The 17,128-nt window shown below is 36.5% G+C and carries 15 protein-coding genes; 8 read left to right on the top strand and 7 right to left on the bottom strand.

The features are described 5' to 3' along the window. Window positions 1–254: 254 nt before the first annotated feature. Entirely contained in the window at window positions 255–1,160 is a 906-nt protein-coding gene (locus ACNART_RS16120; protein WP_349443384.1) for a LysR substrate-binding domain-containing protein, read from the top strand. Window positions 1,161–1,237: 77 nt separating this feature from the next. Here the strand turns inward: ACNART_RS16120 and ACNART_RS16115 are convergent, their stop codons facing one another. Beyond that, window positions 1,238–2,113, bottom strand: coding sequence for a pirin family protein (locus ACNART_RS16115; protein ID WP_109371408.1), 876 nt, complete (start codon window positions 2,111–2,113; stop codon window positions 1,238–1,240). 293 nt (window positions 2,114–2,406) lie between these two features. Here ACNART_RS16115 and ACNART_RS16110 point away from each other — a divergent pair, with 293 nt between their 5' ends. The 7 genes from ACNART_RS16110 to ACNART_RS16080 all read left to right on the top strand — a co-directional run bounded on the left by ACNART_RS16110 (window position 2,407) and on the right by ACNART_RS16080 (window position 10,322). Beyond that, window positions 2,407–3,084 (top strand): hydrolase, encoded by a 678-nt coding sequence (locus ACNART_RS16110; protein WP_023582649.1) that lies wholly within the window; start codon window positions 2,407–2,409, stop codon window positions 3,082–3,084. 84 nt (window positions 3,085–3,168) lie between these two features. Then, a complete protein-coding gene (locus ACNART_RS16105; RefSeq protein ID WP_409339554.1) occupies window positions 3,169–3,738 on the top strand; it encodes a YceI family protein in 570 nt (189 codons plus the stop codon). A gap of 545 nt (window positions 3,739–4,283) precedes the next feature. Next, window positions 4,284–5,951, top strand: coding sequence for an acyl-CoA synthetase FdrA (locus ACNART_RS16100; protein WP_198625903.1), 1,668 nt, complete (start codon window positions 4,284–4,286; stop codon window positions 5,949–5,951). Window positions 5,952–5,963: 12 nt separating this feature from the next. After that, the gene (locus ACNART_RS16095; protein ID WP_100160111.1) at window positions 5,964–7,229 is read left to right on the top strand and encodes a DUF1116 domain-containing protein; all 1,266 of its coding nucleotides are present in this window, start codon (window positions 5,964–5,966) and stop codon (window positions 7,227–7,229) included. Window positions 7,230–7,271: 42 nt separating this feature from the next. Beyond that, window positions 7,272–8,099 (top strand): DUF2877 domain-containing protein, encoded by an 828-nt coding sequence (locus ACNART_RS16090; protein ID WP_198632692.1) that lies wholly within the window; start codon window positions 7,272–7,274, stop codon window positions 8,097–8,099. A 47-nt stretch (window positions 8,100–8,146) separates the two neighbouring features. Further along, window positions 8,147–9,052, top strand: coding sequence for a carbamate kinase (locus ACNART_RS16085; protein WP_160230627.1), 906 nt, complete (start codon window positions 8,147–8,149; stop codon window positions 9,050–9,052). 25 nt (window positions 9,053–9,077) lie between these two features. After that, window positions 9,078–10,322 carry an MFS transporter gene (locus ACNART_RS16080; protein WP_196533970.1) on the top strand — a complete coding sequence of 415 codons (1,245 nt, stop codon included), beginning with the start codon at window positions 9,078–9,080 and terminating at the stop codon, window positions 10,320–10,322. A 58-nt stretch (window positions 10,323–10,380) separates the two neighbouring features. Here ACNART_RS16080 and allS read toward each other — a convergent pair whose 3' ends face one another. From allS to ACNART_RS16050, 6 genes are all read right to left on the bottom strand, one after another. Continuing rightward, window positions 10,381–11,295 (bottom strand): HTH-type transcriptional activator AllS, encoded by a 915-nt coding sequence (gene allS, locus ACNART_RS16075; RefSeq protein ID WP_198620862.1) that lies wholly within the window; start codon window positions 11,293–11,295, stop codon window positions 10,381–10,383. Window positions 11,296–11,671: 376 nt separating this feature from the next. Then, complete coding sequence (locus ACNART_RS16070) at window positions 11,672–12,493, bottom strand: lysostaphin resistance A-like protein (protein ID WP_416303637.1); 822 nt, start codon at window positions 12,491–12,493, stop codon at window positions 11,672–11,674. A 318-nt stretch (window positions 12,494–12,811) separates the two neighbouring features. Further along, window positions 12,812–13,747 carry a phosphatidate cytidylyltransferase gene (locus ACNART_RS16065; protein WP_198620860.1) on the bottom strand — a complete coding sequence of 312 codons (936 nt, stop codon included), beginning with the start codon at window positions 13,745–13,747 and terminating at the stop codon, window positions 12,812–12,814. Continuing rightward, window positions 13,734–14,456 (bottom strand): lysophospholipid acyltransferase family protein, encoded by a 723-nt coding sequence (locus ACNART_RS16060; protein ID WP_198620859.1) that lies wholly within the window; start codon window positions 14,454–14,456, stop codon window positions 13,734–13,736. Before ACNART_RS16060 ends, ACNART_RS16065 begins: the two co-directional genes overlap by 14 nt. 3 nt (window positions 14,457–14,459) lie before the next feature. Then, complete coding sequence (locus ACNART_RS16055; protein ID WP_198625900.1) at window positions 14,460–15,122, bottom strand: CDP-alcohol phosphatidyltransferase family protein; 663 nt, start codon at window positions 15,120–15,122, stop codon at window positions 14,460–14,462. Between the two features lie 944 nt (window positions 15,123–16,066). Then, window positions 16,067–16,702, bottom strand: coding sequence for a response regulator transcription factor (locus ACNART_RS16050; RefSeq protein ID WP_109371383.1), 636 nt, complete (start codon window positions 16,700–16,702; stop codon window positions 16,067–16,069). Window positions 16,703–17,128: the final 426 nt, after the last annotated feature.

Here is a 17,128-nt window from a genome sequence, read left to right as displayed (position 1 = left end):
ATGATAGGTGGAAATAAAATATAATTATGGTATGTAATTTTATCTCATATCACATTTATAATATTAAATTAATAAGATTATAACGGATTGTGTTACTATTCTCGGTCGCCTTTATTTTATTAACCTATGTGATTATAATGTCATTAACAATAGCTGAATAATGGTAAATAATATTTACAATTATTTTTTGCCATAATATCGAGATCTGAAACAATTCAGCTAAATATTGAAAATAACCTAATAGGTGATACACAATGAAGTACGATTTAAATGATCTCTACTATTTTGTGAAAGTCGTTGAGTTTGGCGGTTTTTCTCAAGCGGCAGAAACATTAGGTATACCTAAATCTAAACTAAGTCGTCGTATCGCTGATTTGGAACAGAAACTCAATGTCTCTTTGATTTATCGTTCTACACGTCAATTTCATGTCACTAAAATCGGGCAGACATTTTATCAGCAGTGTAAAAATGTGGTTGCAGAAGCTGAAATAGCGGAAGAAATTATTTATTCGGTACAAGGGCACCCACATGGCACCATTAAACTCTCGTGTCCTGTCGCATTATTACAAATTTATATTCAAGATATTTTAGTCGATTTTATGGAAAAATATCCAGATATTAATATTCAGATCTTAGCCATTAATCGACCTGTTGATGTAATTAGTGAAGGCCTTGATTTAGCTTTACGAGTAAGAGCATTACCGCTAGATGATTCAGGTTTAACAATGAAAATTCTAGGCTATTCTCGACGTGTTCTAGTTGCCAGTCCCCTGTTATTTGAAGGGCAAGAGCTTCCTGATTCACCAGAACAACTTGCAGATTATCCTATTTTGGCAAATAGCGAACACTCACAACAATACACACTTACGTTGACTCATGAAAATGGTACGGTTTCCACACAACACGTAACGCCGAAATTAGCGACAACAGATGTTATTACGCTTTATAAAGCAACATTAAAAGGATTAGGAATAGCGCGATTACCACTGAGTGTGGTTGAAAAAGAATTACAAGACGGCACGCTAATTGAAGTGTTGCCAAATTGGCGTTTTCCTAAAGATGTTATTCATGCAGTTTATCCGTCAAGAAAAGGGTTATTACCTGCTATTCAGGTGTTGCTGGAATACCTTGCTGATAATATGTTGCCATTGAAAGAGTAGAACAATATAAAAACGGCTCCGAATATTAAAGGGAGCCGTTTGAATGTTTATTGCTTTATACCGTATTTAAAAAAGTGTTACTCATTAGGAATACGACCAAATTTACCTTGGTTAAAATCATCAATGGCCTGTCTGATTTGTGCTTCGCTATTCATCACAAAAGGACCATAACCTACAACAGGCTCATTAATAGGCTCACCACTGAGATATAAGACGATAGCATCATCTTCAATCGCTTCAAGATTAACAGTACCACCTTCATTATCTAAAATAACCAAATCACCTGTTTGTAATTGGGTCTGATTATCAAGATAAACACTACCGTGTAGAACGACTAAGCCAACATAGCGATCTTTCTTGGTCGGCAGCGTCACTGATTTTGTGCTTTTTAATTGGAGATCCCACACATCTACAGGTGAAAAGGTTTTTGCTGCGCCATCTGTATCATGATAATTCCCAGCAATAACGCGCAATTGACCCGCGTTATCTGCCAAAGGAAGTACAGGGATCGCGCTTTCTTTTAATAACTGATAGCCAGCAGGTGCTGATTTAGCCTCAGATGGAAGGTTAACCCACAACTGCACCATATCTAACACACCGCCTTCTTTAGTAAATGCATCAGAATGATATTCTTGATGTAAAATACCTGAAGCAGCGGTCATCCACTGCACATCACCTGGACCGATTACGCCACCTTCTCCAGTGGAATCATGGTGTGCAACTTCACCTTTATAAACGATAGTGACCGTTTCAAATCCGCGGTGAGGGTGTTCACCGACACCACGATTATGTCCTTGAGATGCAGGAAAATCAGTAGGGCCAGCTCTATCTAAAAGTAAAAATGGGTTTAAATATTTACCATGATTACCATAACTAAAGAGTGAGCGAACATGAAAACCATCACCAACCCAATGTTGACGAGGTGCTTTATAAATACCTATGATCTTTTTCATAAAATGTTCCTATAAAATGTCTATAGGTGCTATTTTAGAACGACTAATATATTTAAGTAGTATCAAAATTAGATTTCATCATCCTAAAAATAGAACAATAATAAAATGTTTCAGTGTTCTATTTTTAGAATAGTGTTTATCAGAATTGCTACTACCGAGCTTTTAATTAATTGACTATTGTTTATTACAGCAGAAGAGAAACGATATAAAAATATTTTTCCCTAATATTTTTCTCTAATATTTTTCTTCAATCATGTTAATAATCAACTTTATTAATTAAAAGGAATAAACAAATGAGCACTCCAGCAAATTTTAATGGTCAACGCCCTGTAATTAATCCAGAAGATGCTGTTATGTTATTAATTGATCACCAAAGTGGTTTATTTCAAACCGTAGGTGATATGCCAATGACTGAATTACGAGCACGCGCTTCAGTATTAGCGAAAATGGCAACATTAGCTAATATGCCTGTTATTACAACTGCTTCTGTACCACAAGGCCCTAATGGTCCATTAATTCCTGAAATTCATCAAAATGCACCTCATGCAAAATATATTGCACGTAAAGGTGAAATTAACGCTTGGGATAATCCTGAGTTTGTTGAAGCTGTTAAAGCAACAGGTAAAAAGCAATTAATTATCGCGGGTACTATTACGAGTGTTTGTATGGCATTCCCTGCAATTAGTGCGGTTGCTGAAGGTTATCAAGTCTTTGCAGTGATTGATGCATCAGGTACTTACAGTAAAATGGCTGAAGAAATTACCTTAGCTCGTATTGTTCAAGCGGGTGTAGTACCGATGGACACCGCAGCGGTTGCTTCTGAAATTCAAAAAACATGGAATCGTGCTGATGCCGCTGAATGGGCGCAAGCGTATACTCAGATTTTCCCTGCTTATCAGTTATTAATTGAAAGTTATAGCAAAGCTCAAGACGTATTAAAAAATAACGAAGTTTTAGATTCTCAGCGTTAATTAATTTTAAATTCTCTTTGTTTAAAAATGCCTATAAAGCTTTTTCTTTATGGGCATTATTTTATAAAAATATATTAGGAATCAATAATGAAATTTATTTTACCTGCCGTATTATCCTCATTATTACTTGTGCCGACAGTGCAAGCAAATGAATATAAACTTGAGCCAACACACACTAAGGCTATGTTTTATATTGATCACTTTGGCACTTCGACCAATAGTGGTGGTTTTTATGAGATTGAAGGGGATTTAACTTATTCACCAGAAAAGAATATAGGAAAAATAAATGTTTCTATTCCAGTTAAAACATTAAATACGGGATTAAAGGCATTTGATAATCATGTGAAAAGTGCCGATATTTTAGATGCAGATAAATACCTAACAATTCAGTTTTCTTCAACACAATGGCATTTTTCTAATAATAAGCCTACATCTATTGATGGGTTATTAACAATGAAAGGGAAAACACTGCCAATTCATTTAACAGCAACTAAATTTAATTGTTATGAAAGCCCTGTATTTAATGCACCTGTTTGTGGGGGAGATTTTGAAACAACCATTAAACGTTCAGATTGGGGCGTAGACTTTTTAGTCAAAGAAGGAATGGCGGATAATATGACATTAAAAATTCAAGTTGAAGCTATTAAGCAGTAACTTAAGTTATATATTAAATATTCTTTCTATTTTAAAAGCCTTATTAAATAAAAGGCTTTTTTGTTTTTTATAAAATTAAATACAATTGAAAATAAAGATTAACTTAAAAATTTAACAAAGGAAAATAGCCTTTTTTATTTATTGATAATAATTATTTATTGTTGTATGTTATAAAATTGTAACTTGATAATTGGTTGTCTTTGTTTTATTTGAAGTTTGTATTCCATTGATTGTTTCTTATTCGTTAAATTCCTCTATGAAGTTTTAGGTTTTATCCTTAAATTAATAAGCTTTCCTCATCATAATTTATTTAATAAATATCGTTCGATTAAATAAAAATTTTTTACAATAAGTAAGTGTGACTTCTGTCACTCTACATTTCGATATTTCTTCAGTATGTTTATATACAGAGATTAGAAATTAATAAATCAGACATTTATTTATATTGCTTAATAAATTAAGCAAATAGGCTTCTTATTATCAAAAAAACGAAATGCAAATAGATATGTGCTGTTACATATATTAAATGCGTTAAGGATATCATAATGATCCATGCTTTTATTAAAAAAGGGAGCTTTCAGGATTCAGTAAGCCTGATGATTATTTCCCGAAAATTAAGTGAAGCCCCAGAGGTGGAAGAAATTTCCGTCATGATGGGAACACCAGCGAATAAATCTCTTCTCGATGTCACCGGTTTCTGGCACGACATGTTTAACGAAGCCACACCGAATGACATTTGTGTTTCGATTAAAGCGGAATCAGACGATCCTTCCATTATCGATATGATTTCTACGGCATTAGAGGAAGCACTGGCAGAGATAGCCAGTGGTCAAAAAGGTGGTAACAAATTAACGACAGTGCGTAGCTGGCGTACCGCTAAACAAAAAAGCACGAATGCCAATATGTTACTTATCTCTATTGCGGGGGAATATGCGGCTGAATTAGCTGATACCGGTTTAGAAGATGGCTGTAACGTTATGCTGTTCTCTGACAACGTTTCTATCGCAGATGAAAAAGCATTAAAAGAAAAAGCAGCTGCAAAAGGTCTGATTGTGATGGGGCCTGACTGTGGTACTGCGAATATTGCGGGTGCTCCTCTTGCTTTCGCGAATATTGCACCTAAAGGTTCAATAGGTATTGTGGGCGCATCAGGTACTGGTATTCAAGAAATCACCTCACAGATTGTTTTACAGCGCCAAGGTATTTCTCACTCCATTGGTTTAGGTGGGCGTGATTTAACTGAGCAAATTGGTGGCATCAGTGCAATAACAGCTATCAATATGCTGGCTGCTGATCCTAATACTCGAGTTATTGCTTTTGTTTCTAAGCCACCAGCGCCAGCTGTTCGCCAAAAAATCATTGCTGAAATGAAACGCCATAACAAACCGATTGTGGCTCAATTCTTAGGAACAAAACCTGAGAAATTCCAAGACGACAATATCTATTTCACTCGCACTTTAGATGAAACTGCACGTATTGCGGCTGAATTAGCTCGTGTTGAAGATATTGCCGCGGAATTACCAAAAGTAGCAGGTAAGAAAATCATTGGTCTTTATGCCGGTGGTACGTTAGCGGCTGAGTGCGCCATGTTGTTATCTGAAAAACTCAATGTTGAAGTCGATAACGAGCATAAACAAGGCACGATGCTAGATGCTGATGGTCACAAAATTATCGATATGGGTGATGACTTCTATACACAGGGTAAACCACACCCAATGATTGACCCATCTACACGTAACAAATTTATCAGTGAGCTAAGTAATAAAACTGAAGCGGGCGTGTTACTGGTTGATTTTGTTATTGGTTATGGCGCAACTCAAGATCCAGCTGGCGCGTTAATTCAGGAAATCAAAAAACTGAATGAGAAACGTGGCGAAGCAAATCCACTGATCACTATCGCAACTATCACGGGTACTGAAGACGATCCACAAAACCGTAGCGAACAGCAAAAACAGCTAAAAGAAGCGGGCATTATTGTGATGGATACGTTGCCAGAAGCCGTTTTATTAGCCAAAGAATTAATCCAGCCTCATCCAGCAGAAGCACATGCTGAAGTGTCGCCACTGCTTAACGGGATCTCTGTGATCAACGCAGGATTACGTAGCTTTGCAGACGATCTGCAATCAAGTGGCACCCCCGTTGTTCATTATCAGTGGGCACCTGTCGCAGGTGGCAATAAAAAACTGGCTGAAATATTAAAGAAATTGAAATAAGGAATTGCAGATATGTACTCAACTATCGAACAAGCGAATGAAGCAGTTATCGAACGTATCCGTGAAGCCCGTCCTCACTGGTGTGATGTTAGCTTAGCAAAAGAAGTTGTTCCTGCTTTAGAGACAGGTAAAAAATTACTTCACGCAGGTCCACCAGTAACTTGGGGGGAAATGAGTGGCCCTGTTCGCGGTGCATGTATCGGTGCTTCTTTATTTGAAGGTTGGGCAGAAACTGAAGAACAAGCATTGGCAATGTTAGAAGCCGGTGAAATTGAGTTTATTCCTTGCCATAACGTGAATGCAGTAGGCCCAATGGGCGGTATTACTTCTGCTCATATGCCAATGCTGGTTATCAAAAACCACATTCATGGTAACTACGCTTACTGCAACATGAACGAAGGTATCGGTAAAGTGATGCGCTTTGGTGCTTACGGTCCAGATGTGCAAGAGCGTTTACATTGGATGCAAAATAGCTTGGCGCCAGTATTAAAAGCAGCGATTGCAACGTTTGAAAACGGTATCGATCTGACGGCAATTATGGGACAAGCAATTACGATGGGTGATGAATTCCACCAACGTAACATCGCCGCATCTGCACTGTTACTGCGCCAGCTTGCACCAGTACTAGGCACTTTAGATTTCGAAGAAGCTGAAATCACAAAAGTAACTAAATTCCTGAGCATTACAGACCAATTCTTCCTGAACTTAGCAATGGCTTACTGTAAGGCTGCGATGGATGCGGGTGCTCAAATCAAGCAAGGTACTATCGTCACTGTAATGACACGTAATGGCAGCAACTTTGGTATCAAAATCAGCGGAATGGGTGACCAATGGTTTACCGCTCCAGTAAATACACCACAAGGTCTGTTCTTCTCAGGCTTTAGTCAAGCAGATGCGAATCCAGATATCGGTGATAGTGCAATCACTGAAACCTTCGGTATTGGTGGCGCAGCAATGGTTGCCGCTCCTGGTGTAACACGCTTTGTTGGGGCATCAGGTGGTATGGATGCGGCGCGTGAAGTGACTGAAGAAATGGCTGAGATCTATCTTGCACGCAACATGATGTTGCAAATTCCAACTTGGGATTTCCAAGGTGCATGTTTAGGTTTAGATGCTCGTCGCGTAGTTGAAACAGGGATCACGCCACTGATTAACACAGGGATTGCACATAAAGAGCCGGGTGTTGGTCAGATTGGTGCTGGTACTGTACGCGCACCTTTAGGTTGCTTTGAAAAAGCAATTGTTGCACTTGCTGAAGAGCTAGGCATCGACGCTTAATCTCGTTTTTTAACGACAAAGTGCAGCAATAAAGGGGGCATTATGCAAATTCAAGCACTTCAAACCAGCCAGCATATCACTGACTTTGAAGGTGAGATTAAATGTGTGGGCATTTATGACCATGCTTTGAATTTCATTTGCCCTCAACAACGCTTAATGACTTTTCATCGTGAAGGAAAAGGATTAAGCCCGATGGGATGGTTACTAAAACAAGATGATTTTGATTATTTTGCCAAACAGTGCCATCCCTCGATTGTGATGAGTCTTAAAAATCATCAAGCGACACTCGCAAATAAACTCACATTGATCGCAGGTCAAAGTGAGAATTTGCGCTTACAAGATAAAGCGAATTTAGATTTACGTTGGTTAGAAAGTTTTTTTTCTCTGTTATCTCCCTCGATTGCAACGGGGCTATACGGCTCATTGAAAAATTACCGTCAAATCGCGCAACTCAGTGAAATTAGATTACTAACTAAGCTATTTCATAACCAGCTATTAGGCAATGCGGTTAACTGGGCTATTTTTACAGGAAAAGGTCCCGGATTAACGCCAAGTTCAGATGATATGCTGGTGGGGATGCTATTTGCACATTATTTAGCAGAGCCAGAAAATAAACTTAATAATTTTTTTAATAACACACCGCCTTTATCTGAATTGACCACCATTGTCAGTAAGCATTATTTGGAATATGCCACACAGGGAATATTTTCTACCTATCTCATTCAACTAGGTAAAAAAATAAAGAATAAAGAGATTATTTTTAAGGATATGTTGGAAATACTCTCTATTGGTCATCATTCTGGTGCAGATACATTACTGGGCTTATGGATTGGTTACCAAACTAAAAAACAACAACAGCATATTGATTAATATTTTTTAATAAAAGAATTTATATAAACATTCGGATACGGATAATTATGAAAACAATTGTTATTGCTTTAGGCGGAAATGCATTATTGCAACGCGGGGAAGTTTTGTCTGCTGAAAATCAATATAAAAATATTGAATTGATGTCAGAGACAATTAATAAATTAGCTAAAGAGTATCGTGTTGTATTAGTACACGGTAATGGGCCTCAAGTTGGATTGCTTGCACTTCAAAACCTTGCATATCAAGATGTTCCTGCATATCCATTGGATATCTTAGTCGCAGAAAGCCAAGGTATGATTGGTTATATGATGATGCAGAAAATTAATCAAAATCATCCTGAACAAGCTATTACAACGGTAATGACTCGAGTTTCCGTTGATATTAATGATGAAGCATTTAACGATCCAAGTAAATTTATTGGCCCTATTTATGATGAAGCTGCTAAAGAAGAGTTAATTGCGAAGTATCAATGGACATTTAAACAAGACGGTAAATATTATCGTCGTGTTGTGCCATCACCAACACCGAAAAAGATTATTGATATCGAAGCAGTAAGACTTTTATTAGATAAAGGTCATATTGTTATTTGTGGTGGCGGTGGCGGTATTCCAGTCAACAATTCAAATAATGAATTTATTGGTAGTGAAGCTGTTATTGATAAAGATTTAACGGCGGCTTTAATTTCTCGTGAATTAAATGCAGAGCACTTTGTTATTTTAACAGAGGCAGATGCTATTTATAAAAATTGGGGTACACCAGAACAAGCTGCAATTCGTGAAGCAACACCAGAAGAACTTGCACCAATGGCTGTCGCTGATGGCGCAATGGGACCAAAAATCATGGCAGTGAGTGATTTTGTTAATGCAACAGGGCAACAAGCTCATATTGGTGCATTACAAAATATTCAACAAGTTATTGAAGGTCAGTCTGGCACTTTAATTTATCAGTCTTAATAAAAATGCTTTCAGGAGCGTCATTATGAACGATGCACAAGTGAATGAGAAAGGCAAAGTCCCTTATTGGGTTAAACTGACCATTATCTTCTTCTTTGGTTGGATTGCGCTGTATGGTAGCCGTGCTATTGTTGGCCCTTTAATGGTAAATATTGGTGCTGAGTTTGATCTGTCTAAAGCTCAACTTGGCTCCATCATGAGTATTTTCTTTATCGGATATACTGCACTAAATATTCCATCAGGCATGATTGGTGACTATTTAGGTAAGAAAAAAGTATTAGTAACGGGTGTTGTTCTCTTCGGTGGATTCACCATTATTGCGGGTATGATGCCAACTTACGTGACCTTTATGTTTGCATGGGTCATGGTGGGGATATTCCAAGGTTTCTATTATGGCCCTCAGTATGGTCTATCCTCAGAAGCGATACCAAAACATCGTATTACATTAGGTAGTGCGATTATCAATAGTGGTATGGCATTTGGTTTGTCTATTGGTTACTACATCTCAAGTATTTCTGTTGGTGAGATGGGAATGAGCTGGCGTGCTCCGTTCTATATCATTGGTGTGCCAATTATTATTATTGGTTTGGTTATGTTATGGATCATCAAAGATAAGCCAAAAGCACAACCTGCGGCAGAAAATGGCGCACCAAAACAAAAAGTTAAACTGACATTTAAAGATTTATTTGGTAATCGCAATATCAACCTTGCGTATGTCACCATCTTCTGTTCAATCTATGGCTTCTTTGTCTTAGTAACGTGGTTACCGTATTACTTAGAAACTGAGCGTGGAATTACTGGGACACAAATTTCAACTATCGCATCATTAATGCCGTGGTTTGCTATTCCTGGTTCACTTATTTTTAGCTGGGTTTCAGATAAAATTGGTCGCCGTAAACCTGTATTATTGATCATGTTACCGCTGTCATTAGTCGCTATTCTTGCTGTGCCAATGTCAGAATCAATGCCTGTGTTAATTGGCGCGCTGATCCTTTACGGCATTGTCGGTAAAATCAGCACAAACCCAGTACTTGTTGCTGTGGTTGCTGATAACTCACCGCGACATGCACTAGGTACATCATTTGGTGTTTATAACTGTATCGGTATGCTGGGTTCTGTTTTTGCACCAACATTAACTGGTTTCCTATCAGACAAAACAGGTAGCATGGACTCAGGTTTCTACTTTGCAGCTATTCTGATTTGTATCGGTATTGTGGCAAGCCTCTTTATTAAAGAAAGCAACAACAATAATGAAGAAGCAAAAGCGTAGTACGCTATTCAGATAGTCACTGAATATACAGTAAAAGGGCAAACTTCGGTTTGCCTTTTTAATTTAAAGGATCGTAAAACGATTGCACACTCGGGTGATTTTGCTTAAACAACTCCACTAAATAACTGACTACTGCGCCTTTTTTATCTTCACACCATGCCAATGAAAGAGGAGAGTTATGACGACGATTTTTTACTTCTTTCGCAATTAACTGTCCGCTATCAATAAGTGGTTTGCATAAACTTAATGGCAAAAATCCTATTCCCACGCCTTTTAAATGACAGGCTAATTTTGTGTGTAAATCAGGTACACGGATCTCATGCTGACCCGATAAGCGCCATGCAGTACGTTTAGAAAGATGGCGAGACGTATCTTCGACGTTTACAGCAGAATACATACGCATTTGATCATCACTTAATACACCACTGATATTGGCTAAAGGATGATTCGGCGCGACAACAAATTGCCATTGAATTTCGCCCATCGCACAAATGTTAATATTATTCTTAAGGGATTCATTACCCGTAACACCGATAGCAAAATGGTAATCTTCATTAATAAGTGCATCCCAAACACCCATATAGACTTGGCGAGTAATATGAAATTGGGTAGAAGGAAAACGTTGATGAAGACAAGCCAACATACTGGCAACAGCGGTGCGATCATAAAGAAGATTATTAATCACAATATTGACCTGATGTTCGACACCTGCGTTCATTTGTTGAAGTTCTATAGGCATTGATTCTAGCCATACAATCCATTGACGACATTTTTCTAATAGATATTCGCCTGCCGGTGTGAGTGTAACGGTTCTTGTGGTGCGATTAAAAAGTTGGGTACCAATATTTTCTTCTAATGTTTTTATACGGTAACTAATTGCCGCTGATGTTTTATGAAGCATATCGGCTGCTTTGGTAAAACTTTGGCAGTCGGCGACCTGTATAAAAGTGCGGATCATTTCTTGATCTAACATATTTTTGTCCTGATGGCGAAAGAGGCAAATTTTCAGCAGATAATGCTGAACTAAAAAAAAGAAAACAGAGCAAAGCTTACCTATTTTTTCTAAGGTCTATACCGTAAAGTGAGGCAACTTCTTATCGTATTAATGGATGTTATTATTTTGAGCTTGTTATTGTGTACCGAATGAAGTTTTGATTATTTATAGATAAGCGATAAAGCATACTAACAAAAATTTCATCGGATAATGGGCGCAATAAGAATATCTGTATTCTATTTGTGTGAGTGCTTTCACGTTTCACACATCCTTTTACTGATGAAGTTAAGATATCAGTAAAAGGTGGTGAAAGTTAGGATAAAAAATCCTTCGAGCCGATAAGAAAAAAAATCAATCAGGCTATTTTAAATGGGTAAGTAAAAAAGAGCAGGTGGGTCAGATTAAGTGCAAAGTGAAATAGCGTTGAAACCCAGAGCCGACCACTCCACATCCAAGCTAACCCATAAATAATCCCCGCGAGTGAAGCAAAAACAACTAACAATACTCCGCCTGCGAAATGTGCTAAACCAAAGATAGTGGCTGCTATTAATAGTGCAATATAAGGGGGAAAATAGCGTGATAATGTTTGCTGAATAACACCTCTAAATAATGCTTCTTCAGCGAGTGAGACAAAAAAGAGGTTCGCGAGAATAAATGCAGGTAACCACGATGGTAAATGCAATTCAATTGCTAATCCCCCTAGTTTTACGGCGATTAATAACAGTGCAGGAATGGCAATAATTAGCATTGCCCACTGTAATTTATTTGCTTCTTTGAATGGAGTGCAGACAAAAAGCGTAGGAATAAAGATCAGAAAAATAAAAGGTAATAATGCTTTGTCAGCATTGAAATAAAATGAAAAAGGGGCGCTTTTTATCCCTATAGCGGTGTGTGAAAGGTAACGTAAATTGTTAAAACCAGGAATAAGGTGAAAGGCTAACCCGCTGGCAATGATGATAAGCGCAAGAATGATGATCCCGCGTAGCAGTGGTTGTGTTTTATAACGTGAATAAGCAAATGCTAATAGCAGAATACCAAAAATAATGGGCAAAGTTTGCCATGTAATAACGCCAGTTATAAATGCGCTAACTGCCGTAAATGCAAGTGTAATAAGTGCAAGAGTGCGATTAAAACCCAAAAGTAATAAAGAAAAAGCAAGGAGTAGCCAAGTGATCATAATGATAAATAATCTAGAAAGAAAAGGAGCGTTAGGGTAAAAGATAGCAGCTTTCTAAGCTATCACTATAAATAAAAAAGTAGAGAAAGCAGACCTCTTTATGCGCAATAATTTTATTTAATTATTTGATTTATATGTAAAATATAATATATTGACTTTTAATCCAAAATTAAAACAAATGTTTAATTTATATAATGATAGTTAATTTATGATATTAAATTAGCATAAGTAAAACAGGGAATATAAAAATGCCGATAGTTTTAATATCGGCATTTTAGTTTATATAGGTTAGTTTGCTTTTGATTAAACAGAGTAAAACTAAACGTAAAAATAGCGAATAACGTGGAAGAAAATAGGGGCTGCAAAACAGAGCGAATCCATTCTATCCATCATGCCACCATGACCTTCGATCATCGTGCCAAAATCTTTTACTCCGCTATCTCTTTTGATTGCAGACATACATAAACCACCGGCAAAACCTGCCAATGTGATTACTAAAGAGAGTAAAAATGCAGCCCACCATGAGAAAGGCGTTGCCCACCACAACATCATGCCAATAAGGCTGGCAGAGATAATGCCACCAAAAAAGCCTTCCACTGTTTTATTTGGACTTAATTTAGGCACGATAGGATGTTTGCCAAATAATTTACCAAACACATATTGAAGTACGTCAGAAACTTGCACCACTATCATTAAAAAGAGCAGTAAATTGATATTACGGCCTTCGAAACCTTCAATTGGCAACATTAAAAGTGCGGGTGCATAACTTAGGCAATAAATTGCTATCATTACGCTCCATTGCACTTTTGCCATACGTTCTAAGAAGTGGCGAGTGTCACCTGAAAGTGCCATACGTGTTGGTATTAATAGAAAGGCGTAAACGGGAATAAATACTGCCATTAAGTTGTACCATTGCACACCAACAAGAATGTATTGGATAGGCAATATAACGAAGAAACACCAGAACAGCGCTTCATGGTCGCCACGATGTGTGGGTGTTAAGGTAATAAGTTCACGTAATGCAAGCCATGAGATAATAGCAAATAGGACGACAGAACCTATTGCTCCAATCCCTATTGCAACACCTGCAATAATACACATCACCCACCACGCATTGATCCTTGAATTAAGATTGGTGATGGTGGATGTAGGGCCTTTTACTGCTGCTAAAATAGCACCAATAATGCTGGCGATAATTAAGAAAGAGAAGAGTCCGATAAAGATCCAGAGGACTTCGTTATTAATACGTTCCATTGTGTAGCTCCTCTAACGCACTTTTTGCTCTTACTAGAAACTCTTGTTTACTTTCATGTTCATGAGTGGCTTCAATAGGGGCACCAAAAATTGCACTGCAAATAACAGGAACAACTAAGCGAGAGCCTTTGGGAAGAACTCTGTTTAAGTTTTCCAGATAAATAGGGACTAATTGAACATTCGGATTTTTACGAGAAAGATGCCAAAGACCTGTTTTAAAATCTTGAATAGATTCGCCATTACCTCGAGTACCTTCAGGAAAAATAATTAAAGAATCCCCTTGGTCTAAAATTTCTTGCATCAGAGCAAGTGCATTGGCTTTATTTGGTGCCGATGATGCAGCGTCATTAGCAAGTTGCTCTGCGCTTTCTCCGCAAGAATTTTCCTCTTGTGGAAAATTCATTTTGGCGGCATGACGAGGAATAAGAATAGCTCTAAAGATACGATGAGATAAATAACGGCGTAAGCGGTTTTTGTTCCAATAATCTTCAGCGGCAACGGGATGAACATAAGGGCGAATATTGGGTGAAAGACAAGACCAAATAACTAAGCCATCAAGATGACTAGAATGGTTAGCGTAATAAATACAAGGAATATCTTTTGCAATAGGAGAAGTTTGTTTAGCGCGAATACCTGTTAGGAATCGACAAATAGAGACTAAAACGGATGATACCACTTTTGCATCTAAAGCAAGTTTTCCATTTTTCATTAATCAGACGCCTTGTGCTAAATCCCGTAAAATTCGACGGGTTCTGAAAATTGTGGTCAGCATTGAACCTAAAATAATAATCCATAATGAAATCAAAAAGAGCCATATTCCCCAAAGATTAGGAATAAATGCAGCAATAACAGCAACAGAGGTTAATAACGCCATTCGGTGTTGTTTTGCCATGGGGCCTGTAAATTGTTGATCTAGTCCACAAGCGCCACCTAATACACGAACATAAGCGGTCATTACTGCAAAAAAAGCGCACACCCAGCTCAACGTAATGGCCATAGAAAAGTCAGAAGATAGCCCATAACCGACACCCAAAATAATTAAAGTATCAGCAATTCTGTCTGGTAATTCATTATAAACAGCACCTACTGGACTTTTCATGCCTCCTTCGACGGCAACCATACCATCTAGTAAATTACAAATGAGGCGACCTTGGATCATGATAGCGCCAAGGAGCAGTAAAATTGAGCGTAATAGTCCAGATGTGTAGAAGAGGGCACAAAAGAGTGATAAGCCTGCAAGTAATGCAAATATGACACTAAACACGGAAATGCCGTTAGGCGTTGCCCCTTTTTGTTGTAAGTAGCGGCTGCACTTTGTAGCCCAGTTTGTTTGTCTTGCTTTTATCGGGCGACGGTTTTTATCTTGAGTGTTCATTTTTCTTTGTAAAAAGCGAGTTAGGAGGGTATAGCATAAGGGCATTTACTCAAAGTGAAAATAAGAATAAACGTATAAGTTTATCTTATATTTTTTTATGCAGATTAATTCCTTCTTTTTTTGCTCTTATTAAGACTATAAATAAATTATTAATAATCATTTGTTTTTCTAGGTGTTAATACTTATTTAGGGCTAGTGCATTATACTTACACAATGTGATCATTTAATGATGCTCTTTATTTGATTATTATTAAGTAGAAATGGTAAATGATGTATTACATTAATTAAACTATAAAGAGAATAAATTTCTTAAGTAAAAGGGAGTATAAAAGGAAATACTTATTATTATTTCTTATTTTACTGTTTAAATAATCACAATTAAAACACTTCGATTAGAATTTTCTTATAAGGAATTTTTTGTTTAAATCGAAAATCAAAACGCATAACCAGTCTTTAAATGGGCATAAAAAAAAGAGACGGGAATTTCTTTTGTATTATTTTTTACTCATTAATAATTTTCTTCGTAAAATAAGAATAAAGGAAATGAGAAATTAGAAATGAGAATACTCATCTTTATAATAAGTAAAAAATGATTTATATCAAATGAAGGACTTCATTTATTCTTATATTGCTATTACTAATAAAAAACAATGATAATAGTTATTAATAATAGCGATTATGAAAATAAAATATACAAATGTTTTAAATTGAAATTAAACGAACACTAATGAAAGGGTGGCATCAAAATAAGTTGCCGCCCTTTCTATCGTAGAATGGTGTCTAGCGTATTAATTATTCCCATATTAGGTGTAATTCATCCAAAATAGAATATTTTTAGAAGTACAGCTTTCTCTCATTAATAAAATATAATGAAAATTAAACAGGTCATATCGTTATATAGTAAGATAATACAACCCATTGATAAATAGAAATCACATTATAAATCAGTTTGCTCTTAAGTCATATTTCTTAAAGAAATCATACTCTTGAACTAATTGTGGTAGTGATCTTATTTTCAATTTCGTATACATATTTGAACGATGCACTTCAACTGTACGAGGCGATAACGAAAGTTTTTCTGCCGCTTCTTTGCTCGTATTTCCGTCAAGGATCATCTCCATAACCTCTTTTTCTCTATTAGATAACTTACCAAATTTATCTTTTAGAGATATATATGTTCGGAATTGCTCAACTTCACTTTCATAATGTAGGAAAGATTCCGAGACAATATTAAGAAGTTCATTCACATTTAGAGGGCGAGTTAAATATTCGAAAGCCCCTGATTTAAATGCGTTACGACAACTCTCAATGGAACTATCCCCAGAAATAATAATAACAGGGATGATGTTTTTCAATTTGTTGAGTTCTTTAATCAGTGCAATTGATGGTGCTGCACTACTCTTTGTATTAATTATGATGCACTCTTTATGAGCTCCTTTTGTTGATGAAAAATAGTATTTCAAGAAAGCCTGCTCATTTGAATAGGTTTTCACATTAGCCGCTAAAGAAGAAAGAACGGCTTTAAGTTGAACTTTTGTACTGTCATCTTCAAAAGTGATTAAGTGGATTATTGATTCCATATGTTGCTCCTGGTTTTACTCTGCTCTTACACTAAAAGTGAATGAGTAACGAAATTTGACTAATTTATAAGTTTTTTATGTAGGGTAACATTCACGCAACGGAGCCATATTCAGAATATATCAAATTAAAAATGATTAATACTTCTGTATTATATTATAGATAAAATATCAGAACTTTGTTTTGTTTCAATATTTGTATTTTATAGATAAGAATAATTTATTTCTATAATGAAAGGATGAGATAACTATTATTAATTGTAACTAAGTTTTTTATCGTAAGTGATTTTAACTATATTAAACTCACTTAATAAGTAAAAAAATAATATATTTAGGTGTTTTTTTATGAAGTAATTAATAGTCGCATTTAGTTACAATACAATTCCCTTTGTGGCTTTTTGGCTTTACTTCTTGTAAAATAGCACTTTA

Source organism: Proteus sp. LHD240705 (genome assembly GCF_047921555.1).
Classification (GTDB): Bacteria; Pseudomonadota; Gammaproteobacteria; order Enterobacterales; family Enterobacteriaceae; genus Proteus.
Note: the sequence above shows the minus strand (reverse complement) of the source record. Positions and strands in the feature narration are given on the sequence as shown.

Excerpts from the sequence above, each read along its gene's own strand:
- ACNART_RS16090 (WP_198632692.1), top strand. The coding sequence starts at position 7,272 with ATGCAAATTCAAGCACTTCAAACCAGCCAGCATATCACTGACTTTGAA.
- ACNART_RS16055 (WP_198625900.1), bottom strand. The coding sequence starts at position 15,122 with ATGAACACTCAAGATAAAAACCGTCGCCCGATAAAAGCAAGACAAACA.
- ACNART_RS16085 (WP_160230627.1), top strand. The coding sequence starts at position 8,147 with ATGAAAACAATTGTTATTGCTTTAGGCGGAAATGCATTATTGCAACGC.
- ACNART_RS16100 (WP_198625903.1), top strand. The coding sequence starts at position 4,284 with ATGATCCATGCTTTTATTAAAAAAGGGAGCTTTCAGGATTCAGTAAGC.
- ACNART_RS16110 (WP_023582649.1), top strand. The coding sequence starts at position 2,407 with ATGAGCACTCCAGCAAATTTTAATGGTCAACGCCCTGTAATTAATCCA.
- allS (WP_198620862.1), bottom strand. The coding sequence starts at position 11,295 with ATGTTAGATCAAGAAATGATCCGCACTTTTATACAGGTCGCCGACTGC.
- ACNART_RS16115 (WP_109371408.1), bottom strand. The coding sequence starts at position 2,113 with ATGAAAAAGATCATAGGTATTTATAAAGCACCTCGTCAACATTGGGTT.
- ACNART_RS16050 (WP_109371383.1), bottom strand. The coding sequence starts at position 16,702 with ATGGAATCAATAATCCACTTAATCACTTTTGAAGATGACAGTACAAAA.
- ACNART_RS16065 (WP_198620860.1), bottom strand. The coding sequence starts at position 13,747 with ATGGAACGTATTAATAACGAAGTCCTCTGGATCTTTATCGGACTCTTC.
- ACNART_RS16120 (WP_349443384.1), top strand. The coding sequence starts at position 255 with ATGAAGTACGATTTAAATGATCTCTACTATTTTGTGAAAGTCGTTGAG.
- ACNART_RS16070 (WP_416303637.1), bottom strand. The coding sequence starts at position 12,493 with ATGATCACTTGGCTACTCCTTGCTTTTTCTTTATTACTTTTGGGTTTT.
- ACNART_RS16095 (WP_100160111.1), top strand. The coding sequence starts at position 5,964 with ATGTACTCAACTATCGAACAAGCGAATGAAGCAGTTATCGAACGTATC.
- ACNART_RS16060 (WP_198620859.1), bottom strand. The coding sequence starts at position 14,456 with ATGAAAAATGGAAAACTTGCTTTAGATGCAAAAGTGGTATCATCCGTT.
- ACNART_RS16080 (WP_196533970.1), top strand. The coding sequence starts at position 9,078 with ATGAACGATGCACAAGTGAATGAGAAAGGCAAAGTCCCTTATTGGGTT.